At 59.9% G+C, this 23,530-nt stretch carries 18 protein-coding genes; 9 read left to right on the plus strand and 9 right to left on the minus strand.

Annotated elements, in window-relative coordinates:
• Positions 1-165 precede the first annotated feature (165 nt).
• Together FF098_RS13830 and FF098_RS13835 are read right to left on the minus strand one after the other, a co-directional pair.
• On the minus strand, positions 166-771 hold the full coding sequence (locus FF098_RS13830; protein WP_155141596.1) for a murein L,D-transpeptidase catalytic domain family protein: 606 nt from the start codon (positions 769-771) through the stop codon (positions 166-168).
• Positions 772-959: 188 nt separating this feature from the next.
• On the minus strand, positions 960-1,547 hold the full coding sequence (locus tag FF098_RS13835) for a murein L,D-transpeptidase catalytic domain family protein (protein ID WP_166426545.1): 588 nt from the start codon (positions 1,545-1,547) through the stop codon (positions 960-962).
• 273 nt (positions 1,548-1,820) lie between these two features.
• On the opposite strand from FF098_RS13835, the gene gltX reads away from it, so the two are divergent.
• Positions 1,821-3,173, plus strand: coding sequence for a glutamate--tRNA ligase (gene gltX / locus FF098_RS13840; RefSeq protein WP_155141600.1), 1,353 nt, complete (start codon positions 1,821-1,823; stop codon positions 3,171-3,173).
• A 65-nt stretch (positions 3,174-3,238) separates the two neighbouring features.
• Positions 3,239-4,129 (plus strand): hypothetical protein, encoded by an 891-nt coding sequence (locus FF098_RS13845; RefSeq protein WP_155141602.1) that lies wholly within the window; start codon positions 3,239-3,241, stop codon positions 4,127-4,129.
• A gap of 2 nt (positions 4,130-4,131) precedes the next feature.
• On the opposite strand, the gene FF098_RS13850 is transcribed toward FF098_RS13845, so the two are convergent.
• A complete protein-coding gene (locus FF098_RS13850; RefSeq protein WP_155141604.1) occupies positions 4,132-4,731 on the minus strand; it encodes an LOG family protein in 600 nt (199 codons plus the stop codon).
• A 186-nt stretch (positions 4,732-4,917) separates the two neighbouring features.
• Here FF098_RS13850 and FF098_RS13855 point away from each other — a divergent pair, with 186 nt between their 5' ends.
• The gene (locus FF098_RS13855) at positions 4,918-5,880 is read left to right on the plus strand and encodes a LysM peptidoglycan-binding domain-containing protein (protein WP_166426546.1); all 963 of its coding nucleotides are present in this window, start codon (positions 4,918-4,920) and stop codon (positions 5,878-5,880) included.
• Positions 5,881-5,908: 28 nt separating this feature from the next.
• On the opposite strand, the gene FF098_RS13860 is transcribed toward FF098_RS13855, so the two are convergent.
• From FF098_RS13860 to FF098_RS13875, 4 genes are all read right to left on the minus strand, one after another.
• Positions 5,909-9,223, minus strand: coding sequence for an efflux RND transporter permease subunit (locus FF098_RS13860; protein WP_155141608.1), 3,315 nt, complete (start codon positions 9,221-9,223; stop codon positions 5,909-5,911).
• Between the two features lie 15 nt (positions 9,224-9,238).
• A complete protein-coding gene (locus tag FF098_RS13865; protein WP_155141610.1) occupies positions 9,239-10,351 on the minus strand; it encodes an efflux RND transporter periplasmic adaptor subunit in 1,113 nt (370 codons plus the stop codon).
• A 180-nt stretch (positions 10,352-10,531) separates the two neighbouring features.
• A complete protein-coding gene (locus FF098_RS13870; RefSeq protein WP_155141612.1) occupies positions 10,532-13,348 on the minus strand; it encodes a phosphoenolpyruvate carboxylase in 2,817 nt (938 codons plus the stop codon).
• Between the two features lie 78 nt (positions 13,349-13,426).
• Complete coding sequence (locus tag FF098_RS13875) at positions 13,427-16,411, minus strand: ATP-binding protein (protein ID WP_166426547.1); 2,985 nt, start codon at positions 16,409-16,411, stop codon at positions 13,427-13,429.
• Between the two features lie 233 nt (positions 16,412-16,644).
• Here FF098_RS13875 and ilvD point away from each other — a divergent pair, with 233 nt between their 5' ends.
• The 6 genes from ilvD to FF098_RS13905 all read left to right on the plus strand — a co-directional run bounded on the left by ilvD (position 16,645) and on the right by FF098_RS13905 (position 21,615).
• Positions 16,645-18,366: a dihydroxy-acid dehydratase gene (ilvD, locus tag FF098_RS13880; protein WP_155141616.1), complete on the plus strand. Its 1,722-nt coding sequence runs from the start codon at positions 16,645-16,647 to the stop codon at positions 18,364-18,366.
• Positions 18,367-18,394: 28 nt separating this feature from the next.
• A complete protein-coding gene (locus FF098_RS13885; RefSeq protein ID WP_155141618.1) occupies positions 18,395-19,423 on the plus strand; it encodes an alpha/beta hydrolase in 1,029 nt (342 codons plus the stop codon).
• A gap of 66 nt (positions 19,424-19,489) precedes the next feature.
• Positions 19,490-19,960, plus strand: coding sequence for a GlcG/HbpS family heme-binding protein (locus FF098_RS13890; RefSeq protein WP_166426548.1), 471 nt, complete (start codon positions 19,490-19,492; stop codon positions 19,958-19,960).
• 11 nt (positions 19,961-19,971) lie between these two features.
• Positions 19,972-20,967, plus strand: a complete 996-nt coding sequence (locus FF098_RS17970; RefSeq protein ID WP_155141622.1) for a DUF3137 domain-containing protein — start codon at positions 19,972-19,974, stop codon at positions 20,965-20,967.
• 16 nt (positions 20,968-20,983) lie between these two features.
• Complete coding sequence (locus tag FF098_RS13900) at positions 20,984-21,391, plus strand: thiol-disulfide oxidoreductase DCC family protein (RefSeq protein ID WP_205967523.1); 408 nt, start codon at positions 20,984-20,986, stop codon at positions 21,389-21,391.
• 20 nt (positions 21,392-21,411) lie between these two features.
• A complete protein-coding gene (locus FF098_RS13905; RefSeq protein ID WP_155141627.1) occupies positions 21,412-21,615 on the plus strand; it encodes a hypothetical protein in 204 nt (67 codons plus the stop codon).
• Between the two features lies 1 nt (position 21,616).
• Here the strand turns inward: FF098_RS13905 and FF098_RS13910 are convergent, their stop codons facing one another.
• Positions 21,617-22,717 carry an ATP-dependent DNA helicase gene (locus FF098_RS13910; protein ID WP_155141629.1) on the minus strand — a complete coding sequence of 367 codons (1,101 nt, stop codon included), beginning with the start codon at positions 22,715-22,717 and terminating at the stop codon, positions 21,617-21,619.
• Positions 22,718-22,721: 4 nt separating this feature from the next.
• A complete protein-coding gene (locus tag FF098_RS13915; RefSeq protein WP_155141631.1) occupies positions 22,722-23,522 on the minus strand; it encodes an exodeoxyribonuclease III in 801 nt (266 codons plus the stop codon).
• Positions 23,523-23,530 lie beyond the last annotated feature (8 nt).

The raw sequence follows: 23,530 nt of genomic DNA on the forward strand, positions 1-23,530 counted from the left end.
GCAAATTATTCGCAGCTGCATAGAAGGGCTTACCTGTTATTGCAAGTCATTATCAAATCTATCGGCCATTTTCCCGAAAGTCATTGGGGGAGAACACAAAAAACGGGCGGCCCGAAAGCCGCCCGCAGGTGCAGTCTACACTTCAGAAGGAGAGGAGAAGTCACATCAGGCGCTGATAGTGCCGCCTGTGGTGTAGACAAAAGATCCACCCTTGATCGCCTCGATCAGTGGCTTGGAGCGCGCACGCTCGACCGATGGGCAGCCCCAGCTGCGCCCTTGGCGGGTGCGGGCAGGGTTGATGTAGTCGGCGCCATGAATGACGATTGCCCGGGCGCGGGCGTTGGAATTGGTCTCTTCAAGGCCGTCGAGACGCAGGGAAAGGCCGTGCTTGCCGTAATAGGTCTCGGCGGTCACGAAGGAGCCGATAGAGGTCATCTTCGATTCAGGCGTGTCGGAAAAAGTTTCGGCGAAGCCGTCATGATTGGTGTCTGAGCCTCGGCCATGGGCAACGAGCATCGTCTCGATATCGCCGGTCTTCGTGTCGACCAGATAGAGGCGGTCTTCGCTGGAATTCTTGCGATAGTCGATGATGGTGACGTAGCGCTCATTGCTGATCTTGCCGCGATACGCATCCCTTGCGGCGATGGCTTCCTCGAGCAGGGCATAGTCGAGCCCGGCGGCGGATACCTTGTCGTAATTTACCGGTGTCGGCTGCTGCGGGTTGAGGGAGAGCATGAGGCCTGCAAACAGGCCAGCAAGAGTGGCTAGCATAGTGGCAATATCCTGTCGCTTCGTGTGGTCGGTGTGCGGCAGATGTCATCCCGTCTCTCTCGGGCCCGAGACCCCATTTTTCAGGGTCGGGAACATGACGTATCAGAAATTTTGGAACTGACCTGCCTTGTGTTCCTTTGTATCAAAGGGACGGGTTCAGATCAAATTTCGATATCGTAACATCCATGTTAATCCCTGGTTGCCAAGCGCGCCGCATTGTCGTCATATTTCGGCGCGGGGCCTGCAATATAGAGAAATGTGCCCTGCTTTATTTTCTCGATTAGCGGACCTGATTTTGCGTACTCCACGGCGGGGCATCCCCAGCTCCAGCCCTGCTCGGCGAGATGCCTGCCGACATAGTCCGCACCATGGATGACAATCAATCTGTCCCACGCGGTTACGTTGGTGTCTTCCAGGCCCTGCAGGCGTAGCGACAGGCCGTGTGCGCCATAATAAGTGTCTGCGGTCAGGTATCCGCCGAGCGAGCTCATGCGCGAATTGGGCACCGGCGAGAAGCGGTCGGCATAACCGTCCTTGTCCGGGTCCGATCCCTCGCCATGGGCGACGAGCATTGCCTCCACCGTGCCGGCGACGAGGTCCAGCAGGTAAAGCCGGTCCTCGCTCGACGGTTTTCCGAAATCGATAATGGTCAGATAGCGGCGGTCTTCAATGTCCCCGAGATACCGGTCGCGAGCCGAGAAAGCCTCGTTAAGCACGCGAGGTTCAAGCCCGACCGCCTGTACCTGGCCGTAATCGACGATCTCCGTGATAGGCATGCCGGCCGCGACTGGACAGGACATCTGTGACCAGATGAGCGCAAGGCCTGCCGCCAGCACAATCAACCCGTTTCGAAACGCACGCACGCATGCCATGACCGAATACCCCAATTCCCCGCACGGATTGGAGGCTATACTGCGGTTCTTTGCAAGGGGGTGGGGTCTCAACGCGGTGCGATCCGTTTGACCGCCATGACAGGACAGGGTAAAGCGCTCACTCAAAATCAGGGCCGCAAGGCTCACGTAAAATCAGAGCCGAAAGCTGGTCCCCGAATGTCCGTCAAAGTCCGTTTCGCCCCGTCGCCCACTGGCAAGATCCATGTCGGCAATGTCCGCGCCGCGCTGTTGAATTACCTGTTCGCGCGCAAGGAGGGCGGCACCTTCATGCTCCGCTCCGACGACACCGACCAGGCGCGCTCGACCAAGGTGTTCGAGGAAGGCATCCAGGCTGATCTCGGCTGGCTGGGGCTCAAGCACGATGAATTTGCCCGTCAGTCCGAGCGGTTCGGCGAGTACGACAAGGTTACCGATTGGCTGAAGGACAAGGGCTTTCTCTATCCGTGCTACGAGACCTCCGACGAACTGGACCGCAAGCGCAAGCTGCAGCGTGCCCGTGGCCTGCCGCCGGTCTATGACCGTGCCGCGCTGAAACTGTCGGACGATGAAAAAGCAGCTTTCGAGGCCGAGGGCCGCAAGCCGCACTGGCGCTTCAAGCTGTCACAGACACCGGTTCAGTGGAACGACCTGATCCGCGGCGAGGTAACGGTTGACACCTCCGCTGTTTCCGACCCTATCCTGATCCGCGAGGACGGCATGTATCTCTACACGCTGCCGTCCTGCATCGACGATGTCGATTTCGGCATCACCCATGTCATTCGCGGCGAAGACCATGTCACCAATACGGCTACGCAGGTGGAGATTTTTCGTGTACTGATCGAGCTGCGAGGTGAGGGGCAGGTGCCGCAATTCGCTCACCACTCGCTACTGGTCGGCGCTGACGGCCAGGGGCTGTCCAAGCGTCTCGGCTCCCTGTCTATCGAGGGCATGCGTGAGGCTGGCATCGAGCCGGCGGCCATCACCAGCCTGCTGGCACGCCTCGGCACATCCGACCCGGTCCAGCCGGTGCCGGACCTTGCTGATCTCGTGGAGGGCTTCAGCTTCGACAAGATGGGCCGCGCCCCGGCGCGGTTCGACATGGACGAACTGACGGCACTCAACGCCAAGATACTGCACGAAACGCCTTTTGAAAAAGTCGCCGACCGCCTCTCTGCCGATGGCGTGACCGAGGAAATCTGGAACACCGTTCGGGGCAATGTCGAAACGCTGAAGGATGCGGTCGCATGGAAGGCGGTCATCGACGGACCGGTCGAGCCGGTCATCGCCGATGAGGACCGTGAGTTCACGACCAGCGCAGCAGCGCATGTGCCCGATGGTTCGCTGACGGATGAAAGCTGGGGTGAACTGACCTCGGCCCTGAAAGAGGCAACGGGCCGCAAGGGCAAGGGGCTGTTCATGCCGCTGCGCCTCGCGCTGACCGGCCAGCCGCACGGGCCCGACATGGCAGTGATGTTCCGCCTGATCGGCGCGGAGAAAGCCAGGGCCCGCCTGCTCGGCGAGACTGCCTGATAATCAGAATTAAATATCTGCGAAAGGATATCGCTCTAGCGTGCTGCCACAAAGGGAGCGCGTCAATGATCGGTATCGGAACAGCAAGCACGGCGAACATCGCCAGCCTGTTTTCCTCTGGCGGCGCACTTCCAGCCAGGGCTATGGCTGAAAAACCCGAAGCTGATGCCGAACCAAGGCCGTTTCTGCCCAGAGCGTCGAAAGTATCTGCCGATCAGGCCTATGACACGCTGAAGATGATGCGTGTACTGGAGGGCATCAGCGGCAAGGCAACTGACCCACAGATCAAGTTTGACCTCGTCAAGCGAGCAGCCCCGGCATACATGGACGACGTTGCCAGAGGTCTTGCCGACTTGCCTCTGTATAGCCGCGACAACACTCGTAGTACGGAGGAAAAGGCGCAAGAAACCTTCGAGCGCATCGAGGTTTTTACATGGGCGTTGTCGAGTTCATTGAAAGGACTGGCCGACAGGGATGGCTTTGCGATGCAAATCCAACAGCCGTTAACGGGCAAGGATATCGCCAGCCAGCTATTCGATCTCATGGACAAGGCCAGTGAGGCCGCAGAGGAAAACCAAGTAGCCGATAGCAACGGAAAGGCCGCAGAAGTCCGCACAGAGCCGAAAGTCCACGGGCCCCTTGGGGGAGTGATCGCCGCGCTGAATGCTGAGGGTGGTCCGCTCAATGACAGCTTCATTGCCTCTGCGCCCGGTATCGAGGCGCTTGCAGCGCGTGACGACGATTTTGCGCTGATCGGTCAGGCAGCCGCCGTATTCGCCTATGCGGCTTCCATCTATATACAAAATCCTGACATTCTGGGCGACGACACTGCCGCTGAAACCGAAAAACGCCTCGAGCGCATCTTCATCGACATCAAGTCAGCGGCATTTTCCATGATGGACCTTCAGGACCGCAACGGCGCGCTGCCGTCACAGCGGTTCGACATGATTTTCTAGCGCTAGATCCGCTCCTCGAATTCTTCGCTTTCTTCCGCATCGCAGGAGAGGTCGTCCAGCGCCTTTTGGGCGGCCGGGATCACGTCCTCTGCACGATCGACGAGAATCAGGTCCTTGCGCAGCTCCGGCGCGGCGAAACCGCGTTCGATAATGTGGTCGATCAGCTCGACCAGCGGTGACCAGAAGTTTTCGAGGTTCAACAGCACGATCGGCTTTCGGTGCAGGTCCAGCCGCGCCCAGGACAGGATTTCGATGATTTCCTCCAGCGTGCCGATGCCGCCGGGCATGGTGCAGATGGCGTCCGCCTGCTCGAACATGATCATCTTGCGTTCATGCATGTTCTTGACGATCCTGTGGTCGGTGCCTTCGAGGATGCCTTCGACCTCGACGAGGAATTCGGGAATGACGCCAAACACGTCCGCGCCATTGTCGCGGGCGGTCGAGGCAACGCGGCCCATCAGGCCCAGCGCGCCGCCGCCATAAATGAGCTTGATATCCTTATCGGCGATATCTCGCCCCAGTTTCTCGGCTGAGTTGACATAGATAGGGCTGTCGCCCTCTTTATGGCCGCAATAGACGCATATTGATTTCAATTTAGACATATAGCTGGTCTCGTATACCTTAATGGGAATAGACAATTGGTCAGGCGCGGCGGTGCATGCTAAAGCTTGGTCGACAACTAGCCGATATCGGACCATTGCAACAAAAAGGCCATTAGAATGCGTGTCGTCCTGTTTTTTCTGGTTCTCGTAATCCTTGCAGTGGTTGGTTATTTTGCAGCCCAGAAGATGGGATGGCTCCCGGGGGCTGGCAACACTAGCGGAATTGATGTCCCGACGGAAGTGCAGGAAACACAGGATGTGGAGCCGGCGGAGACTGGAATCAAGCCGCCACGATTCGATATCGTTCGCGTCGACCGGTCCGGGTTTGCCGTCATCGCCGGTGTCGCGGCGCCGGGCGCGACCGTGACGCTCTATGCCAATGGCGAGGAACTGGCGACCGAGACCGCGGGCCGCGATGGCGCCTGGGCGATTTCAACCGAGACGCCACTGAAATCCGGCACGGTCGAGCTGACTCTGTCCATGACCACGATCGACGGGCTGGAGATCGGCTCCGACGAGACCATCGTCGTCTATGTGCCGGAGCGCGAGGGCGATCAGCCGCTGATCCTGCGCACGACACCGGGCGGCGCCAGCGAAGTGCTGCAGCGCCCTACGGACCGTCCTGCAGGGCTCGGCCCGCTCAGTCTCGACACCATCGACTATGACGACGCCGGCAGCGTCATCTTCTCCGGCATGGCCTCGCCGGGTTCGACCGTGCAGGTCTTCGCCAATCGCAATTTCATCGACCAGGCGATCGCCGCCGATGATGGGTCATGGACCATGTCGACGTCGATTGTGCCGGGCCGCTATACACTGCAGATCGTCCAGCTCGATGAGTTCGGCAATCCTGCTTATGCCATCGAGGTACCGTTCGAGCGGGCCTCGTTCAGCGATGTCGTGTTCCGTGACGGCAATGTTATCGTCCAGCCGGGTAACTCCCTTTGGGTCATTTCCCGCCGCGCCTATGGCGAGGGCGCCCAGTACACGATCATCTACGAGGCGAACCAGGCGCAGATCCGCGATCCCGACCTGATCTATCCGGGCCAGATTTTCGATGTGCCGGGTGCCGAGGAAGAAGATACGCCGACGACGCCGGAACCGGAAATGGTCGATGAGAATGAGGAAGCCGAAGACACGGCTGACCGGTAGACCTTTTTCTGCTTAAGCGACGCTAGTCCTACTCTGCAGCCGTACGGGTGGCGTCAGGTGACTGCTGACGATTTTCCCGAGTATCCCCGTCATCCGGCTTTGTTGACCGGGTCTGATATTTTTCCGTCTTGCGCTTAGCGATGCCGAAGGCTTTCTTGATCCGGGCCGAGAAGACTTTGGGGGCAGCCAGAAGGACAGGAGTCAGGATCAACGTCAGCAGCGTGGAGAAGGCAAGGCCGAAGACGATGGCAGAGGACAGCAGCACCCACCAGCCGGACGTTGCCGAGCCGATGCCGATCTGACCGGCGGTGAAATTCACGTTGATCTCGAACACCATCGGCAATAGGCCCATAATCGTCGTCGAGGTCGTCAGCAGCACCGGTCGCAGGCGCTGGGCGGCCGTGCGGATCACCGCATCTTCCACCGACAGGCCGGTATTGCGCAGGAAGTGATAGGTGTCGATCAGCACGATATTGTTGTTCACGACAATGCCCGCCAGCGCGACGATGCCGACGCCGGTCATGATCACCGAAATATACTGCCCGGACAAGGCGATGCCGAGCAATACACCGTAGACGGACAGGATGACGGCGGAGAGCGTCAGCGCAGCATGGTAGAAATTGTTGAACTGCAGCATCAGGATGACGCCGATCATGAACATCGCCGACAGCATGGCGGTCAGGAAGAAGCCTGCCGCCTCGTTGCGGCTCTCGCTCGCCCCACGAAGGCGCCATGAAACGGACGGGCTGACTTGTTCGGCCAGCACGCCGGTCTCAAGCCAGGCACGCATTTTTTCGATGGCGACATCCTGGCTGACTTCATAGCCCTCGACCGTCGTGTTGCCATTGGCCTTGATGTCCATCACCCGGTTGCCGTCGCGGCGGGTGACGCGGTCGACCTGCTGCTGCGGCACGATCTGCACGAAATTGGAGATCGGCAGCGGGCCGTCGCGGGTCTGGATGTTCAGATTCTGCAACGCTGTGACCGTGCGCTCGTCGGCAGGGAAGCGGACGCGGATATCGATCTCGTCATCGCTGTCATCCGGGCGATAGGTATCGATCAGCAGGCCATCGGTGACGAGCTGGATCATCGAGCCGATCTCGCCAAGCGATACGCCGAAGCGCCCGGCCTGCTCGCGGTCGACCACGGCGACAAGTTCCGTCCCCGGCAAGGGCTGGTTGTCCTCGATATCCATATAGGTCGGCACTTCATGGCCGTTGACGACGGTGGTGCTCTCTTCCATGAACTGGCGCACCAGAACGGCAGCCTCTCGGGCGAGCGTGAAATTGCTGGCGGTCAGCTCGACCTGTGTGTCCTTGCCCTGTGGCGGGCCCTGTTCAGGCTGGCGCACCTCCAGCACGATACCGGGAAGGCCGGCGGTGCGTTCGCGCAAATCCTCCAGCACTTCGCGGGAGTGCTTGCGCTCCTCATACGGATAAAGGTCGATGTTCAGCTGGGCGATGGTCTCCGGCGGCGCCGTCGGGTCACGCGAAAGGGCCGGGCCGGTCTGGGTATAGATGCTTTCGATCGCCGGATGATCCTCGACCAGCCCGCGCACTTCCTCGGCGATGGCGAGTTTGTCTTCTTCAGACAGGTTCCCGCGGCCCTGCACGATGACCAGTACCTGCTCATCATCATTGCGGATGAAATATTCGACATCGGGCGATGCGACGGAGAAGGTGAGGTTGCACACGGCGATGATGATGGCGGCATAACCCAGAACCAGCACGGGCTTGTCGGTCAGCCACGCGATAAGCCTTGCATAGGCACCCGTCATGCCCCCCAGCGTGCGCGGATCAACATTGTCGAGGTCGACGCGTGTTTCCTCGCTGTCCGTCTTGCCCTGAATGCCGAGGCGGCGTTTCAGCTTTTCCGGCAGGCCGAAGCTGGCGCCAATGATCGGCAGGAAGATGAGCGCCACGAAAAGTGATGCAGACAGAACGAAGATCAGTGTGATCGGGATGAATTTCATGAACTCGCCATCGAGCGAATTCCAGAACAGGAAGGGGATGAAGGCGGCAAGCGTCGTGCCGGTCGAGGCAACGATCGGCCAGAACATCCGCTTGGCCGCCTCGGCATAGGCTTCGCGGCGGCTGGCCCCCTCGATCATCCGGCGGTCGGCATATTCGACGATCACGATGGCGCCGTCGACCAGCATGCCCACCGAGAGCACCATGGAGAACATGACCAGCATGTTCAGCGTGTAGCCATTCATCGACAGAAGGGCGAGGCCGATCAGGAAGGAGGAGGGGATAGCGATGCCGACCATGACCGCCGAACGGAAGCCCAGAGCGCCGACGACGATGATCATGACAAGCAGGATCGCGAGGATGATCGATGATGTCAGCGACGACAGGATATCGCTGACGAAATAGGACTGGTCGCCGGTGAAGGCATAGTGGATAGTCTCCGGCCATTCCTGGGCGAGGCGTGCGGTCACATCCTTCACGGCCTGGCTGACTTCGACAATGTTCGCGCCGGAGCGTTTGGACACGTTCATGCCGATGGCAGGTTCGCCATTGAACAGGGCAAAGCCGTCAGGGTCCTCGAAGGTGCGGCGGATTTCGGCAATATCGCCCAGCGTCACGACGCTCTCGCCGTCAGTGCGTACCGGTATGTCCTGCGCATCCTCGACCGTCTTGATGAGGCCTGGCAGCTTGACCGAATAGCTGCCGTCGGAAAAGCGCAGCGAGCCGGCGGTGATCAGCGAGTTGTTGGCGCGGACAGCCTGTGCGACTTCCTGCTCCGAGAGGCCATAGGCCTCCATCACTTCGGGGTCGATGATGACTTCAAGCAGTTCCTCACGCGCACCGACCAGATCTGCCTCAAGAACGCCGGGTGTGGCGATCAGTGCGTCCTGCAGCTGCTTGGCGCTCTGGAACAGCGCGCGTTCCGGCGCGGTACCTGACAGGATGACGGAGATAACCGGAAACAGCTGCTGGGCGTTGAACTCCTGCACGATCGGTTCTTCCGCATCCGCCGGATATTCGGCACGGGCGCGGTCGACTGCCTCGCGCACATCGGCGAGGACATCATCCATGTCGACGGTCGGCTCGAACTCCAGCCGGATCTGCGCGGCGCCCTCATAGGCGAGCGAGTCCATCTGGTCGAGACCTTCGATCGATTGAAGCTCAGCCTCTGTCGGCTTGACCAGCAGGCGTTCACCGTCTTCTGGCGAGACGCCGGGCAGGGGCAGCACCACCAGCGCGACAGGAATGGGAATATCCGGGTCGGCTTCACGGGGCATGCTGACAAAGGCAGAAATGCCGAAAATCGTGAAGGCGACAAGAGCCAGCATGGCGACTTTCGAGCGCTGGAAGGCGGCATCGACGATATGCATCATGATCTGCCTCCCTGCCTAGCCCGGCTGTTGTTCCGATTGCTGATAGGTTTCGCCCGGTGCAGCGATCTCTATTTCCTGACCGTCCCGGACATAGTTCTGGCCGCGCACGATGATTTCCTGCTCTCCGGACAGGCCGCTGACATAATAACCATCGGGAGAATCGCTGGTTATGGTAACGGGCCGGAACACGACCTCGCCTGTCCTGCCGCCTGTGCGCGTCACGCTGCGTATGCCGCTCTGACCCTGGTCGGAGGTGACGACTACATCATGGGGCAACAGCCATGCATCCGTGTCCCCGGTATCGATGAACACGGTGGCGGTCTGACCGGCGCGAATATTGCCGGGGTTCTCAGCTTCCAGCTCGACTGCATAGGTGCGGGTCGCGTCGCTGGCGGCAGCACCGACGAAGGTAACGCGGGCGGGGAATTCCTGCCCGGTCGCCAGCGTGACCTGCGCCATGTTGTTTTCGCGGATGCGGGCGATGTCTTTCTCCGGTACAGCACCACGGATGCGGATCGGGTCGAGTTCGGCAAGGGTGGCGCAGGGGGCACCGACATTGAGGAAGTCGCCTGCCTCCGCCTGCTGTTCTTCAAGGATGCCAGCGAAAGGCGCGCGAACCGAGGTCTTGCCGAGATCGGTGCGGGCGCGCTGCAGGGCTGCCTCTGCCTGGTCATAAACGGCCCTTGCTGATGCGACGCCAGCCTCAGATGCAAAGCCCTTCTCGGCCAGTTCCTGCGCGGCTTCATAATCGATCCGCGCTTTCTCGAAGGCGGCCCGGGCTTCTTCAACTGTAGCGCTGCGGGTTTCGACATCGATTTCGCACAGCACCTTGCCGCGCTCGACAAACTGACCTTCCGGTGACGGGGTAGAGCGAACCTGCCCCGCCGTCTCGGCCCGCACCACGACGAGGCGGCGGGCCTCGGTGCGGCCACGCATATCGACTTTTTCGGTGATGGTCTGGGGATCGACCGTCTCAGTCACCACCCGGAACAGGCGGGTTTCCTCCTCGGCAACTATCTCTTCACCGCCGGAACGCAGTAGCATGGAAAGGGCAAAATAGGCCACGACGCCTGCCGTAATCAGCAACGCCGTCTTGACCGAGCCCGGGAGTGACCGCCAGCCTGCCATGTTTTCCACCACTATCCTTGTCCTGCCTAAGCGGGAATATGTATTCTTTCCCGCAAATTACTACAGCAGACATGGTAAAGATCGGCTCAACATAGCTCATTAATCATGCATCAGCGTTATGCTTTTTGTGCATGGCAGCATTTTGTCGCTGACGCGAGGGATGGCGTGGGAAGACCGGCGCTAACCGATCGCCCCGAAATAATGGCTGATCCCGTTGGTGATCCGCATCAGGAGACCGTAGGTTTCCTCCATCGGATCAACCATTTCCCGCTGCAACCTTGTATATTTGGGTTCGGCTGAATTGTCAGGATAGGTCGCGCTTTCCTTCAGGCTGAAATCCCCGATCCGCGGGGCATCCGTCGGGAAGATCTCGTGCAGCAGGTCGGTCGCGGCGGGCACGTCGAGATGGAAGATCATCTCGATCACGTCCTGCTTGGAGTGGCCGGTCTGCGGCGAGAAGGTTGGCAGTTTGGCGACCATGATGAACAGGTGCTGGATCAGGGCAATACGCACGGCGTGAAGCACGTCGAGGGAAAGGGGCACTTCGGCCGTTTCGCTGCGCAGGCCCATTTCCGTCAGCGCCTGGCCGAGGGAGATGGAGTCAGAGCGCAGGCGCGCTGCAAGCTGCAGGGCCGAGAAATAGCGGCCATCCGAGGCGAGCAGGGCGGCAAGCTCCGCGCAGGGCTTTTCAAGGTCATGCTCATTGCCCGACAGTGGACGGGTCGCCCAGAAGGAGCCGTCGAACAGCTTCATATAGGCGATCATGGTCTTGATTTCGCTGAGGGACTTGGCCTTTGCAACCAGCGTCATCAGCCTGTGGAACCGGTCGGAGCTGTCATTGAGCGAGACGAAATAGTCCTGCTCGGTCGACAGAGCCTGGCCGACACCACCGATCAGGTTTGCCAGCAAGCCCATCTGCTGCAGGATCGCATTGTGCGGGATCGCGCGGATCTTGCGCAGGGACACGTCCTCGTCCGAGCGGCGCTCGAACTGGCGCTTGGCCTTGCGTGAGCCGGTAGTGGGCAGCAGTGACAGACCAAGGGCGGAGAGGGTGGTGTGATAGGCCTTGTCGGCGAACAGGTCCTCCTGGCGGCCTTTGACCGTGCGGTAGAAGTCGAGACTGGTTGCCGTGTCCTCATAGAACAGGTCTTCGGACTTCATCGCCTTCTCGGCCTGCAGATGTGCGTTGAGAAGGCCGTTGATGACGGCTTCAGCCAGCGGCTCGGACCCGAACAACACGTAGCCATCGCCGCCCTGGAAGCTCGATTCCTGGATCAGGTGGATGCCGCGCGAGGCAAACTCGTTGCGCGCCCAGGGAGAGAGCGCATACAGCGAGCGGTCGCTGAAGCTCTTCTGGTGGTTGCCACGGCCCATGGACTCGCCGTGGGTGTCGAAGACGATGGCATCGAGATGGCCAAGTCCGTGCTTGTCGATCAGTTGGGCGAAATGGCCCTGCAGCCGCTCGATGGCAAGCGTTGCGGGGATCTGTCCCATGAAGCGCCCGGCGTCGGAGAAGCCGGCCTGGATCGCCACACGGCCACGACCATTGGCATAGTCGCGATAGATTTCCTGCCCCAGCAGCACATCGAGGATGCGGCGGGAGCGGTCGAGGGCCTTGGCCGTCTCGAACAGCGGGCAGATATCGATCTTCTTGTCGACGCCGAACTGCTTGCCGAGATAGACGCAGGCAAGGACGGTGACCGGGTTTTCGCATTCGGCAATCAGCAGGCGGATCGGCTGGTCGGCATCGATATGCTTGACTATTTGCGCCATGGCGATGAGCAGCCGCGAGGCAGAGGATTTCTCGATCGCGAGCGAGGCGAAGTTGACATCCACCGGATCGGTCTTTTCGATCTCTTCCTGTACGCGCTCCAGCGCCCGACGGCCGAACAGGTCGTCGTCAGAAACGAGGTTCAGGATGTTGCGCGCGGCGTTGCGGATCTGCGAGGCGTTGAGGCGGAAATGGATCTCCCCGGCGCCGAGGCCGAAGCTCTTCATCGACGATTTCAGCGCGAGCAGCGGCAGGCAGTTGTCACCGGCAGCCTTGATCGCGTCATCCATCTGGGCGAGCAGCGGATCAATGCTGGTCAGACGGCCCGGGCCATCCTCTGTCAGGTGATCGGCCGCCGCTGCGAGCGTTTTCGGTGTCTCGTCATACATCGCCATCAGGGTGATGGCCTTCTCGGTGTGGTTACGGGCGGCGCCGACCGTCTCGGCGATGGCAGCAACGTCGAGGCCGTCCTTGGCCAGGGCGTCCAGTTCATCGGCATACCAGTCGAGGCGGAAGTTCTTCTCGATCAGGCGGTGACGGATGACATCGTTCCAGCCGATATCGTTGCGGCCATCCATGTCATAGCCGACCCAGCTGGCGATCTTGACCGGCGTCGGCAACATCGTCTGCCACTGGTCGGGGAAGCGCTCGCGGGCTTCTTCAAGCACGATGCGGGTGAGGGTATTCAGCGCCTTTGTGCCATTCTTCATGGCGTCGAGAACAGCCCCGTGTTCATAGGCAAGGGTGATATCCGTATCCGGATGGTGAACCACATCGGTCAGGGAGGAGCGCAGGTCGAAATCCGGCTCCGTCGCAGCCTTGATCAGCAGCTCGCGTTGCTTGGCCGACAGGATGAAGGTCGGGTGCGCGGTAAAGACCGCGATGTCGCGGCACCGCTGCCAGTAGGCGGAGAATTCGTCTGCCGTCTTGAACCGGTCGGAGATCGTCTTGACCGTCTTCCTCAGGGCGACACCGCTTTCGCGCTGCTCGTCCATGCCGAGATAGTTGGACAGATAATCGGCACGCGAGGCGAAGGCATCGTCGCTCAGTGCCTTGACGAGACCTGACAGGTCCTCAAGGGAGATTTCGTTCTTCTCGATCCGCACGGACAATTCGTGGGCCAGCTGGCGCACCGGGTTGGCGAGGGGGTCTTTCAGGATATGCGTGCGCAATTCCTCAAGGCGGCTTTTCAGGCTGGTTTCCAGGTCTGTCGTGCTGGTTGTCATCGCGGGCTCCCGTTGCAGGTCAAACGGGAACGGTTGTGGGGAAGGCTGTGGCCAGCGTCAAGCCACCCGGTGACGAATTCAGGCGGCGTTGATCTTCTTGTCCGCCTTTTTCTGCTCAATCCACGAGGAAATCATTTCCATCACGGCATCCTTGCGCACTGGCTTTGGCAGATAGTCGTCCATGCCGGCAGCCCGGCAGCGTGCCTGGTCTTCCTGCATGGCATGGGCAGTAATGCCAATCACGGGAACGTGTTCGCCGCGTTGCTTCTGAATCTGCTTGATCTGGCGGGTTGCCTCGAGGCCATCCATGACCGGCATGGAGACGTCCATCAGCACGAAATCGAAATCATGCTGCTGATAGATTTCGACGGCTTCGGCACCGTTATTGGCGATATGCAGGGTGCAGGCCATCGGTTCGAGCATGGCGCGCAGCACCATCTGGTTGACCAGATTGTCTTCTGCAATCAGGAAGTGGCAATCGGTGAAGCTCAGGGCAGCCTTTACCTTGGCCTCGGCGCCTCCGGTCTGGGCGCTATCCTGGCTCTTGTCGACGGGCAGGGTGATGGTGAAGGTGAAGGTCGAGCCGACACCGACGGCGCTTTCCACCGTGATGGTACCACCCAGATTTTCAGCGATCAGCTTGGAGATCGACAGCCCAAGCCCGGTGCCCTCATGCTGGCGGGACGATGATCCGTCGACCTGCTCGAACTTGTTGAAGATGCGGTCGAGCTTGTCCGCCGGGATGCCGCAGCCGGAGTCCGTGACGGCAATGGTAAGGGTGGCCATGTCATCGCGTGCCTGCTGGCTGACGCGCACTTCGACCGTGCCTGTCTCAGTGAACTTGACGGCATTGCCGGCCAGGTTCGTGACGACCTGGCGGATACGGCCGACATCGCCGATGAAGCGGCTGGAAATGTCTGTCTCGAATTCGAGATTCAGGTCGATGTCCTTGCCGGCGGCCTTCGGCGCCAGAATGTCGGCGACATCGCCAAGGGCGGCTTTAAGGTCAAAGCTTTCCTTGACGAAAGTCATTTTCCCGGCTTCGAGCTTGGAGAAGTCGAGAATATCGTTGATGATCGTCAGCAGGCTGTCGGCGGACCGCATGACGACCCGGGTCATCTCTTCCTGTTCGTCGGAAAGGCCGGTTCCCATCAGGATTTCCGTCATGCCGAGAATGCCGTTCATCGGTGTGCGGATTTCGTGGGACATGTTCGCGAGAAATTCAGACTTGATACGGCTGGCTGCCTCAGCGGCTTCCTTCGACCGGCGCAAGTCGACGGAAAGCGCGCGCAGTTCTTCCTCGCGCTTGGCTTCCTTTGTGATATCCGTGTAAAGAATAACGTACCCGCCACCCTGTCTAGGATAGAAGTTCTCGCTGATATGCTGGCCGGATGTGTCGATGCGGTTAAGCCGCAGCGCTTCTCCGCGCTCCATCTTGTCAGCTATAGAGTTGGCTTTACTATTCTCTGTCGGGCGGTCGCGATAGAGCCCGAGGGAATGCGCCCGCATATAGATCTCTTTGGCATCACTGCCCAGCGCCCATTTCCCCGGTGGCAGGGCGATACCCTTCTTCTCGTTGACCATTGCGATCGTCAGATCGCTGTCGAGTACAACGAGGCTTTCGCCCATCGTGTCGAATATCTCCTGCAGCAGGTTACTCTTTTCCTGAAGTTCGCTCGTGCGCTGGTCGATGCGCTTTTCCAGTTCGCGATTGGCGATCGTCAGTTTTTCCTCGGCCCTTCGTGCTGCTTCGCGTGCCTCGTATTCGGAGGTTATCTCGCGTGTGTAGCCGCGATAGCCGCAAAACTCGCCATTGGCATCGAACATGGGTTTGCCGCTCAGGCTCAGGAAGCCGCCCTTGCCATCCTTCATGACAAAGTCACGGAATGGTTCGTGCCGTGCTTTCAGGGCGAAATGGTCGTCCCAGCGCTGGCGTTCTTCTTCTGTCTGTGTGTTGACCTCCTTGAACGCCGACCCGGCTTGCTTGCCAATGAATGATTTCACCGACTTGCTCAGTTTGCGGACGCTGGATTCCGAGATATAGGTGAAACAGTCATTCGCATCGGTCTCCCAGAGGCGCTCAGCAGCATATTCTGCGAAATCACGGAACCTGGCTTCGCTCTCTTCCAGTGCACGCTGGCTCTCGATCTTCTGGGTGACATCAGACAACAAGCCTCGATATCCCGCGAATTCATCTGCGTGATTCCGCAGGGGCACACCGGAGAGGCTGATATAACGCTTGGCGCCGTCCGGGTGTGTTATCGCAAAGACAAGATCCCTGAACGCAGCGCGCTTTTTCAGTAAGTCGCCGGACATCTCGAGTGACTTGCGCGAGTACGGATCATCCTGATCGATAAGTGCCGCAAATTTTGTGCCGATCAGGCGCGACGGTTCACGACCGAGAATTTCGTGTGCGGTTTCCGCCAGTTGCGTGAGGCGAAGGCGTTCGTCAATTTCCCATGCCGTATCACGTGACATTTCCATGAAATCGCGCATCGCCGCGGCCATCCAGCCGCGTTGCAACGCGTTCTGGTCGGCCTCGTCGGTGATGGTCCTGATCAGCTTCAGGACAGTAGAGAACGTGCCCATACAAAGAAGCGACAGGACGATCATGGACAGGCCAAAAATCTGGGTGGTGATTTGGGGAGACCCAAGCAGTACAATGTTGGATGGTAGCAATAGACCCAGCATTGTCAGGCGTCCCGTTACAGGTAGCGAGCACATCGAGATGCCTGTTATCAGGGCCATCAGGGACATCCAGCCGGCGACCATTACACCTATTTCGCTGCTGCTGGTGATAAACAGGATTGAACAGGCCGACATGAACGGTACGTTCAGCGCTGCGGATCGGCGAATATACTTTATGGTCTTCTGGACTTTTTCTTCGGAAAAAGCGCTCGGCACGGCCTTTTGCCAGTAGACAAAGCGCATGCCGGAAAACATGGTACCCGCAATCATCAGGACAGCCAGAAAATAATAGCCCAGATACAAGTTTAGCGTTGCGCCCATCAGCCCCGAGATGCCGAGGCAGGCAAACAGCATCGGTGACAGCTCTTTGAACACGACGACCTTCCGCAGGTCGCTTGTCGAAGAAGACACTGTCGCATCAGGCTGCCGTCTGAATAACGCTTCTATCTGGAATGGCATTTGTCCCTCACCTAAGCCGTCATGCATAAGGGAAGGGTGTTAATTTCGGGTTTCCGGGCGCTTGGGGACGTTTTTGAACCGCTTCCGGCTTGCTTTGCGGACCAATTTTTAGCAGACAATCTCTCAAACTTCGCAAAAAAGAGTGAAAAATGACTATCGACAAATCCCGCCTGCCATCCCGCCATGTTACGGAAGGTCCTTCACGGGCTCCGCACCGGTCATATTATTACGCAATGGGCCTGTCGACGAAGGAAATCGAGCAGCCATTCGTCGGCGTCGCCAGCTGCTGGAACGAGGCCGCACCGTGCAACATCGCGCTGATGCGCCAGGCACAGGCGGTCAAGCAGGGCGTAAAGGAAGCCAATGGCACGCCGCGCGAGTTCTGTACCATCACCGTCACCGACGGCATCGCCATGGGTCATGAGGGGATGCGCTCTTCACTCGTCTCGCGAGAAGTCATCGCCGATAGCGTCGAGCTGACGATGCGCGGCCATTGCTATGACGCGCTGGTCGGTCTTGCCGGCTGCGACAAGTCCCTGCCGGGGATGATGATGGCGATGCTGCGCCTGAACGTGCCGAGCGTGTTCATCTATGGCGGATCGATCCTGCCGGGCAAGTTCGAGGGCAGGGATGTGACCGTACTCGACGTGTTCGAGGCAGTCGGTGCCCATGCCGCCGGCAAGAACGACATGACCTCCGACAAGCTGCGCCTGCTGGAAAAGGTCGCCTGTCCCTCCGCCGGTGCTTGCGGCGGCCAGTTCACGGCGAACACCATGGCCTGCGTGTCCGAGGCGATGGGCCTCGCCCTGCCTCTGTCCTCGGCCCTTCCTGCGCCTTACGAGAGCCGGGACGAATATGCCCGCGCCTCCGGCGAAACGGTCATGATGCTGATCGAGAAGAATATCCGCCCGCGCGATATCGTGACGCTGAAGGCACTGGAAAACGCAGCTGCCGTCGTCGCCGCGACCGGCGGATCGACCAATGCGGCCCTGCACCTGCCGGCGATCGCCAACGAGGCAGGCATCGAGTTCACCCTCGACGATGTCGCCGCGATCTTCCGCAAGACGCCTTATCTGGCCGACCTGAAGCCCGGCGGGCAATATGTCGCCAAGGATATGGGCGAGGCGGGTGGCATGCCGATGCTGATGCGCACCATGCTCGATGGCGGCTACCTGCATGGCGACTGCCTGACTGTGACGGGCAAGACGCTGGCCGAGAACCTCGAAGACGTCGTCTTCGATGATACCCAGAAGGTCATCCGCCCGGTGAGCAATCCACTGTCGCCGACCGGCGGCGTCGTCGGGCTGAAGGGCTCGCTGGCGCCCGAGGGAGCGATCGTCAAGGTCGCCGGTATGAAGAACCTGAAATTCCGCGGCCCGGCTCGCGTTTTCAACTGCGAGGAAGATTGTTTCAAGGCGGTAGAGAACCGTCAGTATGAGGAGGGCGATGTCCTTGTCATCCGCTATGAAGGGCCGAAAGGCGGGCCCGGCATGCGCGAAATGCTGTCGACGACCTCTGCCATCTATGGCCAGGGGATGGGGGACAAGGTTGCACTGATCACCGATGGCCGCTTCTCCGGTGCGACGCGTGGCTTCTGTATCGGCCATGTCGGACCGGAAGCATTCGACGGCGGTCCCATCGGTCTTCTGCAGGATGGCGACATGATCGTCATCGATGCCGCAGAGGGCACGATCGATGTCGAGCTGAGCGAAGATGAACTGGCCGAACGGCGCAAGGCTTTCTCGCCAAAGCAGAACATGTACGCGACCGGTGCCTTGTGGAAATATACCCAGACCGTCGGCCCGGCCTATCTGGGTGCCTGCACCCAGCCCGGTGCGAAGGATGAAAAGCACGTCTACGCCGATATCTAGAAACATCAGGAGACCCGGAGGTTTGCCAATGTCTGTTGATCGCCGCCAGCTCTTGGGTGGTCTTGCGGTCGGAGCCGCCGGGTCTCTTGCTGGCTGCGCCAGTGCCGTGCCACAATCCGCAACGGTACGGCGGCCTGATACGGACGATCTCTTGGTCGATCCGGACCGCGAACCGGATGAAATCATTCCTCTTTGGCCGGACGGTGTGCCGGGTGTCGGTGAGGAGGCACACCAAAACCAGCTGGTTGAGCGTGCAGGACCCGGCGAGATGCCGAACCGGGCCTATTTCGATATCGCCGAGCCCCACCTTGCCGTTTTCCGGGCGTCTCAACCAGACGGGTCCGCCCTGATGATCATGCCGGGCGGCGGCTATGCACGCGTGGTCATTGACAAGGAGGGATATGAAGGCGCACGGTGGTTTTCCCGCAGGGGCATGACCGTCTTTGTGCTGTTTTATCGCCTGCCGGGGCAGAATGGCGGGGCAGGCTGGGCAGCTGGGGCCGACGCGCCGTTGCAGGATGCCCAGCGGGCAATGCGGATTATCCGTCATCGCAGTTCGGATTTCGGGATTGCGCCTGACAGGATCGCGGCACTCGGCTTTTCCGCTGGCGGGCATTTGTCAGGCTCGCTTGCGACCCGGTTCGATATTCCAGTCTACGAGCCGGTCGATGCAGCCGATGCGCAATCTGCCAGGCCGGACCTATCGGGACTGGCCTATCCGGTCGTGACGATGGCCGGGCCGCATGTGCATGGCGGGTCGCGCGACAACCTTCTGGGGCCGTCGCCATCTCCGGAGGCAATAGAGACTTATTCCGTCGAGCAGGCGATCAGACCGGACACCCCGCCGCTCTTTGTATTTCATTCTTCGGACGATGCCTCTGTGCCGGTAGAAAATGCACTCGCACTATATGAGGGTGCTCGGCGCGAAGGCGTACCGGTCGACCTGCATGTTTTTCCGACGGGTGGGCACGGCTATGGCTTCCGGATCAGTCAGAAACAGACAGCCGCCGGATGGCCAGGTCTGTTCGATCAGTGGCGGCGTCGCGCTTTTGTATAAATGGCGAGCTTCCGTTTTCCGCCTGGTATGGCTAGGTTCACTGAAAAGGAATCGGGAGAGACACTCATGAAGTATATGTTTGCAGCATCGGTCCTGTTCGCAGGGCTGGCGTCTACACAAGCGTCAGCGCAGGACATGCAGGCCCAGTTGACGCTGGAAAGCGCGGCAACCATCCGCGATGCATGCCTTGCCCATGCAGCGGAGAATGACATGGTCATTGCGATCGCCGTGTTCGACAATCGCGGCATGATGGTGACCTATGCGGCGATGGATGGCATCGCCGCTGCGATCCCGGATGTCGCGATGTGGAAGGGCCGCTCTGCAGCGAAATATCGCTATGCGACCTCCGTCACTGCCGACTGGGGCGGAGATGCACCGGAGATTGCCGTGTGGGAAGGTGGCCTGCCCATCTTCATGGCGGATGGCTCACCGCTTGGCGGTGTCGGCGTTTCGGGTGCAGCCAGTGCCGATGACGTTGCCTGCATCATGGCTGGTGTCGAAGCGGCAGGCCTTGTTACTGAACTTGCGGCAGACTGAGTGGGCTTAGTGTGACAGACTTTAGTACTATACATGCCGATTTCTCCTCGTTTGAAACTCTCTACACAGATGAGATAGAGCCGAAGCTGCAGACAATGGAGCAGGAGCGCCAGCAAAAGCTCAAGGGCTTCTGGCGCGGGCTTGCGATAGCTGTCGCTGTTGGCGCGGCAATCGGTGGCTTGCTTTTTTTCCTTTTCGGGCATGCCGTCGTGGCGGGCATTGGCGGCCTCGTTGTCGCCGGGGTCGGTATCGCCATTGCCTATATGCCGCTTGGGAAGGTCAACAAGCAAGCCCATGACTTCCTGATGGAGACGGTCATATCCGCACTGGACATGGCGTATACGGAGAAGGGCTTCACGCCGCCGGAGTTTTCTACATTTCGTTCGATGAAACTGTTGCCGTCGGATGATCGGCGGTCGTTCGAGGACCTTGTTACCGGTACGCGCCACGGCGCAGATTTCTTTGTCTACGAAGCACACCTTGAAACCGTGACCCGTGACAAGGATGGCGATGAGACATGGCACACCGTGTTCCGGGGGCAGCTGCTGAAGATTGGCTATCCGAAGAAATTCCTCGGCAAGACAGTGGTCGCGCGCGATGCTGGCTGGTTCAACGGCATGTCAAAGCCTGGTAAGGACTATTCAAAGGTCGGGATTGCCAGTCCGCGGTTCGAGAAACTGTTCGAGGCGTGGTCGACCGACCAGGTCGAGGCGCGCGAGCTGCTCGACCCTGTCGTGCTGGAGCGTTTTCTTGAGCTTGAAAACCTGTTCGACGGCAAGAAACCACGTGCAGCGTTTGCCGATGGCGCACTTTACCTGGCTGTGGAGACCGGCAATGTCATGCAGAAGGGCTCCAGCTTTGCGTCCATCGCTTCGCGCGAGCGCGTTGCCAGCCTGTTGAAGGAATTCGCGATCATATATGACCTGATCGATGTCATCGTGAAGCCGGTCGAAGGACGGATCGAGGGCAGCTACGCCTTGAGAGAGAAGGCTGGAAAACAGGCTTAGGGGAGGGGAGTTGCCGGTGCATTCGGATCATCCCGTCATCGTTTTCGATGGTGTCTGTAATTTGTGCAATGGCTCGGTGCAATTCGTGCTGAAGCGGGATGATGCGGGGCTATTCCGTTTTGCCAGTGTACAGAGTATGACTGGCAGCCGGATGGTTCGCGAGGCAGGGTACGACCCGCAGGATCCGTCGACCTTCCTGCTGGTTGAGAGCGGACGGGCTTACGAGAAAAGCGATGCCGTCATTCGTATCCTGTCCCGGCTGAACCATCCGTGGCCGCTCATCAGCAAGGCCATGTCTGTCGTGCCGCGCTTCATCCGAGACCCTGGCTACAGGCTCGTGGCCCGCAATCGCTATCGCCTGTTTGGCAAGCGGGACACATGCATGATCCCGTCGCCGGGTGTCAGAGAGCGGTTTCTTGACTGAACACAAGAGGAGGAGAGCGAATGACTAAAGAGGAATTGGCTGACTGGTGCCGTGCAGAACGCGAAGAGGCGCTGCGCCAGATCGAACTGTTCGGCAATGGCGGCGTCAAGGCGAAGCTGGAAATGCCGGACGGTTCAGTCGAGGAGATCACCGAAAGCGTCGTCAGACATCAAAAGGAAGTCGCCGAGAAATACGAGCACTTGATCGCCGTACTGACAGGGTAGCCTATCTGACGATGGTGATCTTTTCCGCTGCACGCGTGACGGCGGTATAGAGCCAGCGGTCGCGATGCTCGCGAAAGGCGAAGCTTTCGTCGAACAGCACGACATCATCCCATTGCGAGCCCTGTGCCTTGTGCACGGTCAGGGCATAGCCATAGTCGAATTCGTCGGAGCGGCGGCGCTTCTGCCACGGGATTTGCTCGGCGTTTTCCGAAAAGAACTCCGGCAATACGCCGATGCGGGTGGTGCGACCGCCGTCTTCCGGGATCAGGTCCATCCGCAGGAGTCCTCGCTTTTTCCCCGCCCGTGCCTTCACCTCCCACATACCGCCGTTCAGCAATCCCTTCTGCTTGTTGTTCCGCAGGCAGACAAGCCGTTCGCCGACACACGGCGTGTCTCCATCGAAGTCCAGGAGCGTGCGGATGCGACCATTATATTTCTGCCGGGTGATGTTGCGCCCGACCAGCACCTGGTTTGCGGCGAGGATCGCATCGGCATCGATATCGCGGCGGCCGATGACCCGGCTCTCGCCATAGGTACCGTGCTCCGGCATGCCGCCCTCGCGGATATCCATCGACAGGCGGATGATGGGATTGTCCGCGGCCTGACGGTGGACTTCCGTCAACATCACGTCGGGGTCGGCCTCGGTGAAGAAGCCGCCGCCCTTGACCGGCGGCAACTGCGCCGGGTCGCCCAGCACCAGCACCGGCACGCCGAAGGAGAGCAGGTCGCGGCCCAGCTCCTCATCGACCATGGAGCATTCATCGATGATGATCAGGTCGGCCTCGCCAGCGGGGGCGTCGCGGCGGATTGTGAACATCGGCGCGCCATCCTCCTCCTCGTCCTCGCTCATTGCCGGGCGATAGATCAGGGAGTGGATCGTGCCCGCGTCGGCGCAGCCCTTCTGGCGCAGCACATGGGCGGCCTTGCCGGTGAAGGCACCGAACACGACCTCGCCATCGATATGCTCGGCGATATGGCGGGCGAGGGTGGTCTTGCCGGTTCCGGCGTAGCCGAAAAGGCGAAAAACCTGACTTTCACGTTTGCCTTCATACCAGCGCGAAACGGCTTTCAGCGCAGCATCCTGTTGCGGTGACCAGCTCATGACTTCAGTCCAGTTCCACCCAGACAGGGACGTGGTCGGACGGTTTGGCGTCCTGACTGCCGAAGCCCGGGTCGCGCGTCGTGCGGTCGACACCGCCCCTGGTCAGCCGGTCGGCGGCCTGAGGCGACAGCATGACATGATCGATGCGGATGCCATGATCCTTCTGCCACGCGCCGCGCTGATAGTCCCAGAAAGTATAGAACACGTCATGGGGATAGAGATGGCGCAGCGCGTCGGTCAGCCCCAGATTCTCGATCTCGCGGAAAGCGGCGCGGGTTGTCGGCAGGAACAGCGCGTCCTCGGCCCACGCAGCCGGGTTATGCACATCCTCAGCCTGCGGGATGACATTGTAATCGCCGGTCAGGATGAAGGCTTCCTCAGTCTCCAGCAGCGCCTCGGCGCGGGCCTTCAGATGCCCCATCCAGCCGAGCTTGTAGTCGTATTTCGGGCCCGGTGCCGGGTTGCCATTAGGCAGGTACAGCCCGCCGACGCGAAACGGCTCGGCATTGTCCGGGAACACCATCGCCTCGATATAGCGCGACTGGTCGTCATCCTCATTGCCCGGCAAGCCGCGGATCACATCCTCGACCGGGAATTTCGACAGGAGAGCGACGCCATTATAGGTCTTCTGTCCGTGTACCTCGCAATGATAACCCCGATCCTCGAACTCTGCGACGGGAAATTTCTCGTCCAAGCATTTGATTTCCTGCAACACGCAGACATCGGGGTTAGCCGCATCGAACCATTCGAGGATGCGGGGCAGGCGGGCATTGATGGAATTGACGTTCCAGGAAGCAATTTTCATGAGGCAGG

Source organism: Aquisalinus luteolus (assembly GCF_009712425.2).
Classification (GTDB): Bacteria; Pseudomonadota; Alphaproteobacteria; order Caulobacterales; family Parvularculaceae; genus Aquisalinus; species Aquisalinus luteolus.